Below are 13,433 nucleotides of genomic sequence, written 5' to 3' on the forward strand. Positions count from 1 at the left end.
TCCGACGGAAGCGGCGCCGCTCCTTGCGCTCCTAGCGTCGAACCCGACGACGAGGGGGAGCCATGAGCACGCAGGGAACCGAGACGCAGGGCAGCGAACAGAAGGTTGGCACGGTCGTGATCGGTGCCGGTCAGGCCGGGCTGGTGATGGGATACCGCCTCCAGTGCGCCGACGAGGACTTCGTGGTCCTGGAGGCGGCGCCTCGGGTCGGCGACTCGTGGCGCCGCCGGTACGACTCGCTGCGGCTCTTCAGCCTGCCGCGGTACGCGAGCCTGCCGGGTTGGCGGATCCCTGTGCGGGGGTTCCCGACGCGCGACGAGATGGCCGACTATCTGGAGGAGTACGCGCGCCGTTTCGAGATCCCGGTCAGGACCGGCGAGCCGGTCCGTCGGGTGACCCGCGAGGGGGAGGGGTTCCGGGTGGAGACGGACGCGGGGGCTTACCTCGCCGACAAGGTCGTCGTCACCACCGGCGCGCACGCGGTTCCGATCGTCCCCGCGCTCGCGGCGGACCTCGATCCCGCCGTCCGGCAGATCCACTCGCTCGACTACCGCGGACCGGACCAGCTCGCGCCCGGCGGCGTCCTGGTGGTCGGTGCCGGCAACTCCGGGACTGACGTCGCGCTCGAGGCCGCGGACGCCGGGCATCGGACCTGGCTCGCCGGACGGCACCCCGGTCAGGTCCCCTTCGACATCGACGGCGTCGCCGGCCGCGTGATGACGCCGATCGTGATGTTCGTGTTCCGGCGCGTGCTCACGCGGCGCACGCCGATGGGGCGACGCTTCATGGCGAAGGCCGAGGGCCACGGCGTGATGCTCGTCCGCAACAAGCTGGCCGATCTCGAGGACGCCGGGGTCGTCCAGATCGACAGGATCGAGTCGGTCGTGGGTGGCCGGGCGGTCTCGTGCGACGACGAGGTGCCCGACGTGTCGACGGTCGTCTGGTGCACCGGGTCGCGTCCGGACCACCGGTTCCTGGACGCGCCCGGTGCCTTCGGCGACGACGGCGAGGCCCTCCACGACCGCGGCGTCTCGTCGGTGCCCGGCCTGTCCTTCCTCGGGCTCGAGCTCCAGTACGCGGTCTCATCGACGATGATCCAGGGCGTCGACCGCGACGCCCGCCATCTCCTCCGCAGGATGCGTGCCGCGCAGCCCGCGCGCCGCGATTCGCGGGACGTCGCACCCGAGCCGGTTGCTCCGGTGACGGGGGCGTGACGCTCGACGCCATCTCTGTCGCGGCGCTTGCGACGCCGTTCACGGCGTCGATCGCCGATCGAGGGAGCCACCGTGGATACGTGGAACCTAACCGCGCTCGTCGTGACTCCTCGGCCTTGGTCGCCCAGCTCCTCGGCATCGGTGTCGGCCTCGTCTTCCGTGACGACGTCAACCTCCTCGCGCCCCTCGGTCGCGTCTACATCAACCTCCTTCTGGCTGGCTGGCTGGCTGGCGCTGAATCGGGTGCGCGGCGTGACGGCCGGGGCGGATAGCATCGAGCCAACCCGTCTCGAACGTCCCGAAGGAGCACCGTGTCCGAGCTCAACGTCACCGTCGTCGGTCCCGCGCGTCGACAGGACCGCGCCTTGGCGACGGGTACGAAGGCGTGGGAGCTCTTCGCCGAGGATCCCGACGTCATCGCCGTGAAGGTCGACGGAGCCCTCAAGGACCTCTCGTACGACCTCGAGCCCGGCGACACGATCGAGCCCGTCGCCATCTCCAGCAAGGACGGTCGCGACATTCTGCGCCACTCGACGGCGCACGTGATGGCGCAGGCGGTCCAGGACCTGTTCCCCGCGGCCAAGCTCGGTATCGGCCCGCCAGTCGAAGACGGCTTCTACTACGACTTCGACGTCGAGAAGCCGTTCACCCCTGAGGACCTCGAGAAGATCGAGTCCCGGATGCGCAAGATCGTCAAGGAGAACCAGCGGTTCTCGCGTCGCCCGATCGACGACGACGAGGCGCGCGTCGAGCTCGCGGACGAGCCGTACAAGCTCGAGCTGATCGGCCTCAAGAGCACCGCCGGCGACGGCGACCTGGAGGGTGCGGCCGAGGGCGCGAGCGTCGAGGTCGGCTCCGGCGGGCTCACGATGTACGACAACCTCAACCGCAAGGGCGAGGTCGCCTGGACCGACCTATGTCGCGGCCCGCACCTGCCGACGACCAAGCGCATCCCGGCATTCACGCTGATGCGCAGCGCCGCCGCGTACTGGCGGGGCAGCGAGAAGAACAAGCAGCTCCAGCGCATCTACGGCACCGCCTGGGAGAGCAAGGAGGCGCTCGCCGAGCACCTCCACCGCATCGAGGAGGCGCAGCGTCGCGACCACCGCAGGCTCGGCAACGAGCTCGACCTCTACTCGTTCCCCGACCTCATCGGCCCGGGGCTGCCGGTCTTCCACCCCAAGGGTGGCGTGATCAAGCGCGAGATGGAGGACTACGTCCGCCGGCGCCACATCGAGGAGGGTTTCTCCTACGTCGGCACCCCGCACATCGCCAAGGAGGACCTCTACTTCACGTCGGGCCACCTGCCGTACTACGGCGAGGGCATGTTCCCCCCGATGGACGTCGACGGTCAGAACTACCGCCTCAAGGCGATGAACTGCCCGATGCACAACCTCATCTACTCCTCGCGAGGCCGCTCGTACCGTGAGCTGCCCCTGCGCCTCTTCGAGTTCGGCACGGTCTACCGCGACGAGAAGTCGGGCGTCCTGCAGGGCCTGACCCGTGTGCGCATGATCAGTCAGGACGACTCCCACTCGTACGTCACCGAGGAGGGGGCCGCCGACGAGGTCCGCCACCTGCTCGACTTCATCCTCGGACTGCTGCGCGACTTCGGGCTCGACGACTACTACATCGAGCTGTCGACGCGCGACGACCAGAACCTCGAGAAGTTCATCGGCTCCGACGAGGAGTGGGAGGTCGCGACCAAGGTCCTCCACGACGTCGCGGTCGCCAGCGGTCTCGAGCTGGTGCCCGACCCGGGTGGTGCCGCCTTCTACGGCCCCAAGATCTCCGTCCAGACCCGCGACGCCATCGGCCGGACGTGGCAGATGTCGACGATCCAGTACGACTTCAACCAGCCGAAGCGCTTCGGCCTGGAGTACACCGCGGCGGACGGCTCCCGCAAGCAGCCGGTGATGATCCACTCGGCGAAGTTCGGGTCGATCGAGCGGTTCCTCGGCGTGCTCGTCGAGCACTACGCGGGCGCCTTCCCTCCGTGGCTGGCACCCGTCCAGGTCGTCGCGATCCCGATCGCGGAGCGCCACGTCGACTACCTGTACGAGGTCGCTGCGCGCCTGAAGGCGCACGGGATCCGGGTGGAGGTCGACGAGTCTGACGAGCGGATGCAGAAGAAGATCCGTACCGCCCAGACCCAGAAGGTCCCGTTCATGCTGATCGCGGGCGACGACGACGTCGAGGCCGGTGCCGTCTCCTTCCGCTACCGCAGCGGCGACCAGGACAACGGCGTGGACGTGGACGACGCGGTCGCACGGATCGTCCAGGCGGTCACCGACCGGGTTCAGGTATGACCTCGGAGGTCGGGGCGGGTGATCCGTGGGGCCGTCCCGATGCGGGATTCGAGGGGTTCGACCGTCTGTGGACCCCTCACCGGATGGCGTACATCACCGATGAGGGTCCGCGCGAGGAGGGCTGCCCGTTCTGCCGGATGCAGGAGCGCGCCGACGACGAGACGCTGATCGTCGCGCGGGGAGCGCACGTGTACGCGGTGCTCAACCTGCACCCGTACAACCCGGGCCACCTCATGGTCGTCACCAACCGGCACGTGGGCGAGCTCGAGGAGCTCTCCGACGACGAGGCGCACGAGCTGACCGCGATGACCCAGCAGGCCGTGCGGGTCCTCAAGCGGGTGAGCGGGCCGGCGGCGTTCAACGTCGGTCTCAACCTCGGCGCGGTCGCCGGCGGGTCGTTGTCGCAACACCTCCACCAGCACGTCGTGCCGCGATGGATGGGCGACTCCAACTACATCACCGTCACGGGACACACCAAGGTGCTGCCGCAGCTGCTCGCCGAGACCCGTGACCTGCTCGTGAAGGCGTGGGACGCCTGATGCTCGAACGCTTCCGGGCGACCTGGGCCAAGATCATGAGCCCGATCGCCGACCTGTTCCTCAAGCTGGGCATCAGCCCCGACGTCGTGACGTTCGTCGGCACGCTGGGCGTCACGGCCGGTGCGCTGTGGTTCTTCCCGCGAGGCGAGTTCTTCGTCGGTGTCCTCGTCGTGACCGCCTTCGTCTTCTCCGACATGGTCGACGGCCTGATGGCCCGCAAGTCGGGTCGCTCGAGCGCATGGGGCGCGTTCCTCGACTCGACGCTCGACCGGATCGGCGATGCGGCGATCTTCGGCGGTCTGGTCCTCTGGTACGCCGGTGACGGCAACGACCTCCTGATGACGAGCGTCGCGCTGTGGTGCCTCGTCGGAGGCCAGCTCACCTCGTACGCGCGAGCGCGCGCCGAGGCGCTCGGCATGGAGGCCAAGGGCGGGATCGCCGAGCGGTCCGACCGACTGGTCGCGGTGCTCGCGATGACCGGTCTCTCGGGTCTGTTCGACCTTCCCGTGCTGAGGACGATCGTGCTGTGGACTCTCGCGGTGGCGAGCACCATCACCGTCGTGCAACGGATCCTCATGGTTCGCAGACAGGCGCTGGCGCAGGCATGATCCGACCCACCCAGGCCGCAAGGACGGCGGTCGCGAGGACCCGCACCCACGTCGAGGCGGCGGCGTACCGGGCTGGGTGGAACCTCGCCGTGCACGTCCCGCAGCCCGTGGTCGACCGAGCGCTGCGGGTGACCGCCGACCAGCTGTACGGCCGTGGCGGCAGCGGCATCGAGCGCCTCCGCTCGAACCTTGCGCGCGCGGTGCCGGACGCCGATGCGGCCACGCTCGACGCGGTGACGCGCGACGCCATGCGGTCTTACCTGCGCTATTGGGGCGAGGTGTTCCGCCTGCCGCGCTTCACCGGCGACGTCGCGGCCGTCGACGACGCGATCGTGGTCGACCATGCCGAGCGTGTGTACGCATTGCGCGACGCGGGGCGCGGGATGATCGCGGCACTGCCGCACATGGGCAACTGGGACCTCATGGGGGCGTGGGCGTGCACCCACGAGGTCCCGCTGATGACGGTGATGGAGCGGCTCAAGCCCGAGCGCCTGTACGACGAGTTCGTGGCGTTCCGTGAGCGCATCGGCATGACCGTGCTCCCGCTGACCGGTGGCCCGCCAACGATGCCGCAGCTCGCTGAGCACCTGCGGGCGGGCGGGTTCGTATGCCTGCTCGCCGACCGCGACATGTCGCGCAGCGGGATCCCCGTCGACCTGCTCGGCGAGAAGGCGCGGATGCCGGTGGGCCCCGCCCTCCTCGCGCAGCAGACGGGTGCGACGCTGTTCGTGGCGACCTCGCGCTACGACGACGACGCGGGCCGGCTGCGCATGACCGTGCACGAGCCGATCGAGACGCGGTCGGGCGAGGACGGCCTGGTGGCGATGACGCAGGACGTCGCCGACGTCTTCACCACCGACATCCGGCGCAGTCCCGCCGACTGGCACATGCTGCAGCGCGTCTTCGAGGTGGACCGGCGCGACGACGGAGGGCGGCCGGGCAAGGGGGGAGCACGATGAGGATCGGGATGGTCTGCCCGTACTCGTTCGACGTGCCAGGCGGCGTCCAGAACCACGTCCTGGACCTGACGCGCTCGATGAGCGAGCTGGGGGTCGACGTCTCCGTGCTCGCCCCGGCCGCGGACGACGACGACCTTCCCTCGTACGTGACGCCGGCCGGGCGTGCGCTGCCCGTCCGCTACAACGGCGCGGTCGCGCGGGTGTCCTTCGGACCGATCGCGATGGCGCGGACCCGGCGCTGGCTGCGCGACGGCAACTTCGACGTCCTCCACGTGCACGACCCGGCGACGCCGAGCGTGTCGCTGATCGCGTTGAGCCTGGCCAGCGGCGTCTCGATCGCCACGATCCACACGTCGATCGGCCGCTCGCGGGCCCTGGCGGCGACTGAGCCGCTGCTGCGTCCGGCGATGGAGAAGCTGAGCGCGCGCATCACCGTCTCGCGCGAGGCGCAGCGTGTGGTCGCGCACTACCAGGGCGGCGACTCCGTCATCATCCCCAACGGCCTGTTCGTCGACGACTTCAGCGGGACAGAGCGCCGTGCTGGAGAGAGCTCGACCTTCTCCTTGCTGTTCCTCGGTCGGTTCGAGGAGACCCGCAAGGGACTCCCGGTCCTGCTGGACGCGCTCCCGGCGGTGATCGAGAGGTTCCCGGGCCTGCGGCTCATCGTTGCAGGGGCCGGCGATCCGCGCGTCGGCACTGCGATGGTGCCCGAGCGCCTGCGTGAGCACGTCGAGGTCGTCGGGCGCGTCTCCGACGAGGAGCGTGCGCGGCTGCTGTCGGAGGCGGATGTCTACGTCGCCCCGAACACCGGGGGAGAGAGCTTCGGGATCGTGCTCATCGAGGCGATGGCCGCCGGAGCCCCGGTGGTCGCCAGCGACATCAGGGCGTTCGCCGACGTGCTCGAGGACGGGCGCCTGGGCGCGCTGTTCGCCAACGAGGACCCGGTCTCGCTCGCCAAGACGCTGGTCGACGCTCTCGACGACCCCGGACGCGAGGAGCGCGCGGGGGTGGCACGCGAGGCCGTACGGCGGTACGACTGGAGTGTGGTCGCTCCCCAGGTGATCAGCGTGTACGAGACCGTGCTGGGAGGAGGCGGAGCATGAGCACCCTGGAGTGGGTTCTCGTCATCGGGGCGGTCGTCGCCGCGATCACGGTCGCGCTGTCGTCGACGGCGGGTCGGCTCGACCGGCTGCACATCCGCCTCGCCACCGCCCAGGCCTCGCTCGATCGGCAGCTTCTCGACCGCTCGACCTGCCTGCGCAACGTCGCGACCAGCGGCGTCCTCGACCCCGCGAGCGCACTCGTCGCCGTGGAGGCCGCCGACGCCGCCCGCGCCGCGATCGGCCAGGTCGACCAGGAGGAGCGCGAGACGGCGCTGAGCGAGGTCATGCGGACCGTCTTCGGTGACGCCGACGACGTCGACGCCCTGTGGGCCTCGGCCGACGAGCCGCAACGCGAGATGCTCGGCGACCTCGGCGACGCCTGCGAGCGCGTCCAGCTCGCCCACCGCTTCCACGACGACCTGGTCGCGCGCACCGAGCGCATGCGCCGCAAGCGGATCGTCCGCTGGGCCCGGCTGGCAGGGCATGCGCCCTGGCCGTACCGGATGGCCTTCGACGACACCCCGCCCCCGCACCTCGTCGGCAAGGAGCGCCCGATCGCCGGACCGGATCAGGAGTCCTCCGCCGCGGACGTACGATGAGGCCGACTCCGCCGTCCGACCCGAGGTGACACCGATGACCGAGCACGCGACCACTCCTGCCGACACCGCCCAGAGCGTCGACCAGGGCACCGGCACGGCCCGCGTGAAGCGTGGCATGGCCGAGATGCTGAAGGGCGGCGTCATCATGGACGTCGTCGACGCGGAGCAGGCCAAGATCGCCGAGGACGCCGGCGCGGTCGCCGTGATGGCGCTCGAGCGCGTCCCGGCCGACATCCGCGCGCAGGGCGGCGTGGCGCGGATGAGCGACCCGGACCTGATCGACGGGATCATCGAGGCGGTGTCGATCCCGGTGATGGCCAAGGCGCGGATCGGTCACTTCGTCGAGGCGCAGGTGCTGCAGTCGCTCGGGGTGGACTACATCGACGAGTCCGAGGTGCTGACGCCGGCCGACTACGCCCACCACATCGACAAGTGGGCGTTCACCGTGCCGTTCGTGTGCGGCGCGACCAACCTCGGCGAGGCGCTCCGCCGCATCACCGAGGGCGCGGCGATGATCCGCTCCAAGGGCGAGGCCGGCACCGGCGACGTCTCCAACGCCACGACGCACATGCGGACGCTGCGCGACCAGATCCGGCGCCTGCAAAACCTGCCCGCCGACGAGCTGTACGTGGCGGCCAAGGAGCTCCAGGCCCCGTACGAGCTGGTCAAGGAGGTCGCGGCCGCGGGCAAGCTCCCGGTCGTGCTGTTCACCGCCGGCGGCATCGCGACCCCGGCCGACGCGGCGATGATGATGCAGCTGGGCGCCGAGGGTGTCTTCGTCGGCTCGGGCATCTTCAAGTCCGGCAACCCGGCCGAGCGGGCGACGGCGATCGTGAAGGCGACGACCTACTTCGACGACCCCGACGTGATTGCGAAGGTCTCCCGCGGGCTCGGAGAGGCGATGGTCGGGATCAACGTCGAGGACGTCCCGGAGCCGCACCGGCTCGCCGAGCGTGGCTGGTGAGCGCGTGCCCTTCTTCTCGGCCCCGAAGCTGACCGACGCCGAGGCCCTGCGCAGCTACGCGCGGGTCCTCGTACGGGCGGGTCTGACCGCGCCGGACGCCTGGGTACGGGACGTCGCCGTCGCTGCTCGCGAGGACGCCGGGCTCGACGACCCCGAAGGCGAGGCCCAGCGCCTGGTCGACGACGCGCGGCAGGCGCTCGCCGAGGAGCAGGCGACCTGGCCGCCCCGTACGGACTACGACGCCCTCCAGGCTGCGCTCGCGAGCCTGGAGTCCGCGGGCCTGGTCGTCCTCCAGGGCGTCGACGACCACTGGGCCGCAGCCGCCGTTCTGCGCGGGCCGTCCGGGCAGGGGAGCGCCGTACGAGGCGTCGTCTGGTTCACTCCGTCGGACGTCTGGCACGCCGTCGACCACGGCATGCTCGAGCTGAACGCGTGGCATCCAGACTCCGCAAACATCGCGGACGGCGATCCGCTCTGCGAGGAGGTGCTCGTCGCGCTCGACGCGCACGGTCTGGCGGCGCACTTCGACGAGGGTCGTATCGAGGTCCGAGCCTTCTGGCACCGGCGCGCGGGCGGCGGCGACGCGTGAGCGCCGTGCGCGTCGGCGTCCTCGCGCTGCAGGGGGACGTCAGGGAGCACCTGCGCATGCTGGCCGACAGCGGTGCCGAGCCGTCGACCGTACGACGGACGAGCGAGCTGGCAGCGGTCGATGCGCTCGTCGTCCCCGGTGGCGAGTCGACCACGATCGACAAGCTGTCGCGGGCCTTCGACCTGCGCGAGCCGATCCGGGAGCGGATCGCCGCGGGGATGCCGGTCCTCGGCACCTGCGCCGGCATGATCATGCTTGCCGACCGGATCGAGGGCGGCGCTGCGGGCCAGCAGACGTTCGGAGGGCTCGACGTCACGGTGCGGCGCAACGCGTTCGGGCGGCAGGTCGACTCCTTCGAGACCGACCTGCGCGTCGAAGGGCTCGACGCGCCGATGCACGCGGTGTTCATCCGTGCCCCGTGGGTCGAGAGCTGCGGTCCCGGCGTCGAGGTGCTCGCGAGCGTCGACCGGGGCGAGGACGGCGCGCACCCCGTAGTAGTCCGCCAAGGCGTGCTGCTTGCCGCGTCGTTCCATCCCGAGGTCGGGCACGACGACCGCCTGCACCGCATGTTCGTCCGTACGGTGCACGCGGCGCGCTGATCTGACCCCAGGCGCGGGGGAGCGGTCGCGCCCGCCGGTGGCGCGAGTGACGTCACACCCGCGGGCGATAGGATCGAGGGCGGTCGCGAGACGCGATCGTCCCGCAGTCGTAGAGCGAGAGCAGGTGGATCCCGTGTCAGGCCACTCCAAGTGGGCGACCACCAAGCACAAGAAGGCGGTCATCGACGCCAAGCGCGGCAAGATGTTCGCCAAGTTGATCAAGAACATCGAGGTCGCCGCGCGCACCGGCGGACCCGACCCCACGGGCAACCCGACGCTCTACGACGCCATCCAGAAGGCCAAGAAGTCCTCGGTCCCCAACGACAACATCGACCGTGCGGTCAAGCGCGGCGGCGGGCTCGACGGCGCAGGCGTCGACTACACGACGATCATGTACGAGGGCTACGCCCCCGGTGGTGTCGCGCTGCTCATCGAGTGCCTCACCGACAACAAGAACCGCGCTGCCATGGAGGTCCGTACGGCGATGACCCGCAACGGCGGCAACATGGCCGATCCAGGCTCGGTCTCCTACATGTTCTCCCGCAAGGGCGTCGTCATCGTCCCGGCCGAGCAGGAGGGCAAGACCCTCACCGAGGACGACGTCGTCGAGGTCGTGCTCGACGCCGGCGCCGAGGACGTCAACGACCATGACGGCTCGTTCGAGGTGATCAGCGAGGCCGGTGACGTCGTCGCCGTCCGTACGGCGCTGCAGGACGCAGGCATCGACTATGACTCCGCCGAGTCGTCGTTCGTGCCGTCGATGACGGTCGAGGTCGACGCCGACGCCGCGGGCAAGGTGCTCCGTCTCATCGACGCGCTCGAGGACTGCGACGACGTCCAGAACGTCTTCGCCAACTTCGACGCCTCCGACGAGGTCATGGCGCAGGTCGGCTGACCCGGGCCGGCGGAGATCCCCGATGAAGGTCCGTGACGCCGACGGCGTGAAGTGGCGCGTGCGGCGGCGGTGGATGCCGTGGCGGATGCGCACCAAAGAGCTGCTCGACTATCTGCCTCCCACCGGCGGAGGGGGCTCGTACCTCCCCGACGACCCGATCCTGCTGACCCTGTGGCTGGTCTTCCTCCTGCCCGTGCTGGTGCTCGGTGCGATCTGCATGATGGTGTTCGGCCTGGAGCTCGCGATCCTGCTCATGCTGCTGCCCGTCGTGGCGCTCGCCCGGGCGGTGTTCTTCGGGTGGACGGTCGTCGTCCGCCGCGGCGGCACCGTCGTCGGGACGGAGCGCGTCAAGGGCTGGCGAGCCTCACGGGCGCGCATCCGGGCCCTCATCGAGGACATCAGCCGTCGCCCGCGGACGACGCTCGTCGACACGTCCGGTGACCCGTACCAGCTCGGCCCGGACTGGCAGGGCAGCTCGGGCGTTTCGTCCTGATCTCTTCCGCCCGCACGGTCGCGGTGTCACGATGAGGCATGGACATCCTGCGGACGGGAGGGACGTTCTGGCGGATCGCCCGGCGGCGGCGCGCCAACGTCGATGACCCTGTGCCGTGGATGCCGGAGTTCGCCGGCGGCGTGGCCGAGCCACCCACCTCGTCCGAGCTGGGGCGCCGCCCGATCGTCGTGACCTGCAACGGCGTCGTGATGCACGTGGAGCCCGCGCCGGGCCGCCGCGACACGGAGCGCCGGATCAAGGAGATCGCCGAGGCCCTGTACGCCCTGCCGTGGGCCGCCAGCACGGCGGACGATCCGTCGCACGTGCCGTACGGCCCGCGTCTCAGCCTCGGCACGACCAGCGCGTGGGGCGAACCTGGGCGCGGCCCGGGCTACACCTTCATCGGGTTCGGACCCCCGTGATCGGTTGACGCATTCTCCCGATCTCTTCCACTCGCACCGTCCCGGTGCCAGGATGACCCATGGACATCTTGCGAGCGGGAGGCACGTTCTGGCGGATCGCACGTCGGCGGCGCACTGACTTCGGTGATCCTGTGCCGTGGATGCCGGAGTTCGCCGGCGCGGCGGCCGGACCACCAGCGGTGGCCGAGCTCGGATGGCGCCCGATCGTTGTGACTTGCAACGGCGTCGTGATGCACGTGGAGCCCGCGCCGGGGCGCCGCGACACGGAGCGCCGGATCAAGGAGATCGCGAAGGCGCTGTACGCCCTGCCGTGGGGTGCGAGCACGGTAGACGACCCGTCGCACGCGCCGTACCGTCCCCGACGCAGCCCGGGCACCAGGGGAGGCTGGGTGCGCCAGGGCAGGGGGCGGGACACTCCGACCGCGGCATCGGCGGCGGCGGTGGATTCGGCGGCGGCGACGGCGGTGGCGGTGGCGGTGGCGGTGGCGACGGCTGACGTGTAGTGCGGCGCCGGCTGGGTACCCCTCCTCTGTAACGGAGAACCGATCTTGAGGAGATGACTGCGATGGGTCTCGACGACAAGCTCAGCAACAAGGGCGAGGACCTCAAGGGCAAGGCCAAGGAGACCGCCGGCAAGGCGCGCGGTGACGAGGCGCAGGAGGCCGAGGGCAAGGGCGACCAGTCGAAGTCTGATCTGAAGCAGGCCGGCGAGAAGGTCAAGGACGCCTTCAAGAAGTAGTTGCTCCGCCACGCCGTACCGACGACCCCTCCGCCCCGGCGGAGGGGTCGTCGGCGTCCTCGGCGCGTCGGCTCACCCGCTGGGCCGGTCGCCGCTAGGGTGTCGAACATGTGTTCGCTGTGGTGTGCGCCGGGAGGCCGCGCGTGACGGCCATGATCCGCGTCCTGGGCGTCGACCCCGGCCTGACGCGGTGCGGCGTCGGCGTCGTCGAAGGACGCGTCGGACGACCGCTGCGGGCGATCGCCGTGGACGTGATCCGGACTCCCGCGGGCGACGACGTCGCGTTGCGCCTGCTCGCGATCGAGCGCGCGCTGTCGGAGGCGATCGAGACGTACGAGCCCGACGTCGTCGCCGTCGAGCGCGTCTTCAGCCAGAACAACGTCTCCACGGTCATGGGCACCGCGCAGGCCAGCGGGGTCGCGATGGTCGCCGCCGCGCGCCGCGGTCTCCCCGTCGCGCTCCACACGCCGAGCGAGGTGAAGGCCGCCGTCACCGGCAGCGGCCGCGCTGACAAGGCCCAGGTCACCGCCATGGTCACGCGGATCCTCGGCCTGGAGGTGGCGCCGAGGCCCGCTGACGCCGCGGATGCACTCGCGCTCGCCATCTGCCACGTATGGCGTGGCACCTCGGTCAACCGGCTCGATGCCGCGCTCGCCGCCGCCCGGAAGCCGAGCGGCCCGACCCGTACCGCCGCCGAGCCCATCCGTTCACGGATCCCCAGCAGCCCCCCTGCTGCCCCCGCTCCCCACAGAAGGAAGGCCCGATGATCGCCTTCGTCCGCGGCACGGTCGCCGCCACCGCCCTCGACTCCGCCGTGCTCGACGTCGGCGGCATCGGCATGCTCGTCCAGTGCACGCCCGGCACCCTCGCCGGCTTGCGGCACGGCGAGCAGGCGCAGGTGGCGACGAGCCTGGTGGTGCGCGAGGACTCGATGACGCTGTACGGGTTCGGGGACGACGACGAGCGCGACACGTTCGAGCTCGCCCAGACCGCGAGCGGTGTCGGCCCGAAGGTCGCCCAGGCGATCATCGCCGTGCTCGGCCCCGAGGGGCTGCGACGGGCGATCGCCGAGGAGGACTTCAAGTCGCTCACGAAGGTGCCTGGCATCGGGACCAAGGGAGCGCAGCGGATCGTGCTGGAGCTCAAGGACCGCATCGGCGCCGTACGCACGGTGGCGGCTCCCGCCGCAGCGGCCGCCGCTCCGGGCGAGGCCGACTGGCGTCCCCAGGTCCACGGTGCGCTCGTCGGCCTGGGATGGAGCGCCCGCGAGGCCGATAACGCCGTCGCTGCTGTCGTGGCCGTCGCCGCCGAGCAGGTCGAGAACGCCGGGACGGTCGACGTGTCCGTCCTGCTGCGCGCAGCCCTGCGTACGCTCTCGAAGGCATGAGGGAGGAGCCCGCA

The 13,433-nt window shown here is 70.8% G+C and carries 18 protein-coding genes; all 18 read left to right on the top strand.

Going from position 1 to position 13,433, the window contains the following annotated elements:
- Positions 1-62 precede the first annotated feature (62 nt).
- The 18 genes from ACFSDF_RS14000 to ruvA all read left to right on the top strand — a co-directional run bounded on the left by ACFSDF_RS14000 (position 63) and on the right by ruvA (position 13,419).
- On the top strand, positions 63-1,214 hold the full coding sequence (locus ACFSDF_RS14000) for a flavin-containing monooxygenase (protein ID WP_377157934.1): 1,152 nt from the start codon (positions 63-65) through the stop codon (positions 1,212-1,214).
- Positions 1,211-1,486: a hypothetical protein gene (locus tag ACFSDF_RS14005; RefSeq protein ID WP_377157936.1), complete on the top strand. Its 276-nt coding sequence runs from the start codon at positions 1,211-1,213 to the stop codon at positions 1,484-1,486. The genes ACFSDF_RS14000 and ACFSDF_RS14005 overlap by 4 nt, the downstream gene beginning before the upstream one ends.
- 39 nt (positions 1,487-1,525) lie before the next feature.
- Entirely contained in the window at positions 1,526-3,523 is a 1,998-nt protein-coding gene (thrS, locus tag ACFSDF_RS14010; RefSeq protein ID WP_377157938.1) for a threonine--tRNA ligase, read from the top strand.
- A complete protein-coding gene (locus ACFSDF_RS14015; RefSeq protein ID WP_167008891.1) occupies positions 3,520-4,062 on the top strand; it encodes an HIT family protein in 543 nt (180 codons plus the stop codon). The genes thrS and ACFSDF_RS14015 overlap by 4 nt, the downstream gene beginning before the upstream one ends.
- Positions 4,062-4,670, top strand: coding sequence for a phosphatidylinositol phosphate synthase (pgsA, locus tag ACFSDF_RS14020; RefSeq protein ID WP_167008894.1), 609 nt, complete (start codon positions 4,062-4,064; stop codon positions 4,668-4,670). The genes ACFSDF_RS14015 and pgsA overlap by 1 nt, the downstream gene beginning before the upstream one ends.
- Positions 4,667-5,629: a phosphatidylinositol mannoside acyltransferase gene (locus ACFSDF_RS14025; protein ID WP_167008897.1), complete on the top strand. Its 963-nt coding sequence runs from the start codon at positions 4,667-4,669 to the stop codon at positions 5,627-5,629. The genes pgsA and ACFSDF_RS14025 overlap by 4 nt, the downstream gene beginning before the upstream one ends.
- Positions 5,626-6,732, top strand: coding sequence for a glycosyltransferase family 4 protein (locus ACFSDF_RS14030; protein ID WP_167008903.1), 1,107 nt, complete (start codon positions 5,626-5,628; stop codon positions 6,730-6,732). The genes ACFSDF_RS14025 and ACFSDF_RS14030 overlap by 4 nt, the downstream gene beginning before the upstream one ends.
- The gene (locus tag ACFSDF_RS14035; protein WP_167008905.1) at positions 6,729-7,331 is read left to right on the top strand and encodes a hypothetical protein; all 603 of its coding nucleotides are present in this window, start codon (positions 6,729-6,731) and stop codon (positions 7,329-7,331) included. Before ACFSDF_RS14030 ends, ACFSDF_RS14035 begins: the two co-directional genes overlap by 4 nt.
- 34 nt (positions 7,332-7,365) lie before the next feature.
- A complete protein-coding gene (pdxS, locus tag ACFSDF_RS14040) occupies positions 7,366-8,295 on the top strand; it encodes a pyridoxal 5'-phosphate synthase lyase subunit PdxS (protein WP_167008908.1) in 930 nt (309 codons plus the stop codon).
- Positions 8,296-8,299: 4 nt separating this feature from the next.
- On the top strand, positions 8,300-8,884 hold the full coding sequence (locus ACFSDF_RS14045) for a DUF6891 domain-containing protein (RefSeq protein ID WP_377157941.1): 585 nt from the start codon (positions 8,300-8,302) through the stop codon (positions 8,882-8,884).
- Positions 8,881-9,483 carry a pyridoxal 5'-phosphate synthase glutaminase subunit PdxT gene (pdxT, locus tag ACFSDF_RS14050; protein WP_167008911.1) on the top strand — a complete coding sequence of 201 codons (603 nt, stop codon included), beginning with the start codon at positions 8,881-8,883 and terminating at the stop codon, positions 9,481-9,483. Before ACFSDF_RS14045 ends, pdxT begins: the two co-directional genes overlap by 4 nt.
- Before the next feature lie 133 nt (positions 9,484-9,616).
- Entirely contained in the window at positions 9,617-10,378 is a 762-nt protein-coding gene (locus ACFSDF_RS14055) for a YebC/PmpR family DNA-binding transcriptional regulator (RefSeq protein ID WP_167008914.1), read from the top strand.
- A 22-nt stretch (positions 10,379-10,400) separates the two neighbouring features.
- A complete protein-coding gene (locus ACFSDF_RS14060) occupies positions 10,401-10,871 on the top strand; it encodes a hypothetical protein (protein ID WP_377157943.1) in 471 nt (156 codons plus the stop codon).
- 38 nt (positions 10,872-10,909) lie between these two features.
- Entirely contained in the window at positions 10,910-11,293 is a 384-nt protein-coding gene (locus tag ACFSDF_RS14065; RefSeq protein WP_167008920.1) for a hypothetical protein, read from the top strand.
- 59 nt (positions 11,294-11,352) lie between these two features.
- The gene (locus ACFSDF_RS14070; RefSeq protein ID WP_377157945.1) at positions 11,353-11,796 is read left to right on the top strand and encodes a hypothetical protein; all 444 of its coding nucleotides are present in this window, start codon (positions 11,353-11,355) and stop codon (positions 11,794-11,796) included.
- Positions 11,797-11,849: 53 nt separating this feature from the next.
- A complete protein-coding gene (locus tag ACFSDF_RS14075) occupies positions 11,850-12,032 on the top strand; it encodes a CsbD family protein (RefSeq protein ID WP_347877951.1) in 183 nt (60 codons plus the stop codon).
- A gap of 164 nt (positions 12,033-12,196) precedes the next feature.
- On the top strand, positions 12,197-12,799 hold the full coding sequence (gene ruvC / locus ACFSDF_RS14080) for a crossover junction endodeoxyribonuclease RuvC (protein WP_220471303.1): 603 nt from the start codon (positions 12,197-12,199) through the stop codon (positions 12,797-12,799).
- Complete coding sequence (gene ruvA, locus ACFSDF_RS14085; RefSeq protein ID WP_167008926.1) at positions 12,796-13,419, top strand: Holliday junction branch migration protein RuvA; 624 nt, start codon at positions 12,796-12,798, stop codon at positions 13,417-13,419. Before ruvC ends, ruvA begins: the two co-directional genes overlap by 4 nt.
- Positions 13,420-13,433: the final 14 nt, after the last annotated feature.

The organism is Mumia zhuanghuii (assembly GCF_042681565.1).
Taxonomy (GTDB): domain Bacteria; phylum Actinomycetota; class Actinomycetes; order Propionibacteriales; family Nocardioidaceae; genus Mumia.

Excerpts from the sequence above, each read along its gene's own strand:
- ACFSDF_RS14000 (WP_377157934.1), top strand. The coding sequence starts at position 63 with ATGAGCACGCAGGGAACCGAGACGCAGGGCAGCGAACAGAAGGTTGGC.
- ACFSDF_RS14015 (WP_167008891.1), top strand. The coding sequence starts at position 3,520 with ATGACCTCGGAGGTCGGGGCGGGTGATCCGTGGGGCCGTCCCGATGCG.
- pgsA (WP_167008894.1), top strand. The coding sequence starts at position 4,062 with ATGCTCGAACGCTTCCGGGCGACCTGGGCCAAGATCATGAGCCCGATC.
- ACFSDF_RS14025 (WP_167008897.1), top strand. The coding sequence starts at position 4,667 with ATGATCCGACCCACCCAGGCCGCAAGGACGGCGGTCGCGAGGACCCGC.
- ACFSDF_RS14030 (WP_167008903.1), top strand. The coding sequence starts at position 5,626 with ATGAGGATCGGGATGGTCTGCCCGTACTCGTTCGACGTGCCAGGCGGC.
- ACFSDF_RS14035 (WP_167008905.1), top strand. The coding sequence starts at position 6,729 with ATGAGCACCCTGGAGTGGGTTCTCGTCATCGGGGCGGTCGTCGCCGCG.
- pdxS (WP_167008908.1), top strand. The coding sequence starts at position 7,366 with ATGACCGAGCACGCGACCACTCCTGCCGACACCGCCCAGAGCGTCGAC.
- ACFSDF_RS14060 (WP_377157943.1), top strand. The coding sequence starts at position 10,401 with ATGAAGGTCCGTGACGCCGACGGCGTGAAGTGGCGCGTGCGGCGGCGG.
- ACFSDF_RS14065 (WP_167008920.1), top strand. The coding sequence starts at position 10,910 with ATGGACATCCTGCGGACGGGAGGGACGTTCTGGCGGATCGCCCGGCGG.
- ACFSDF_RS14070 (WP_377157945.1), top strand. The coding sequence starts at position 11,353 with ATGGACATCTTGCGAGCGGGAGGCACGTTCTGGCGGATCGCACGTCGG.
- ACFSDF_RS14075 (WP_347877951.1), top strand. The coding sequence starts at position 11,850 with ATGACTGCGATGGGTCTCGACGACAAGCTCAGCAACAAGGGCGAGGAC.
- ruvA (WP_167008926.1), top strand. The coding sequence starts at position 12,796 with ATGATCGCCTTCGTCCGCGGCACGGTCGCCGCCACCGCCCTCGACTCC.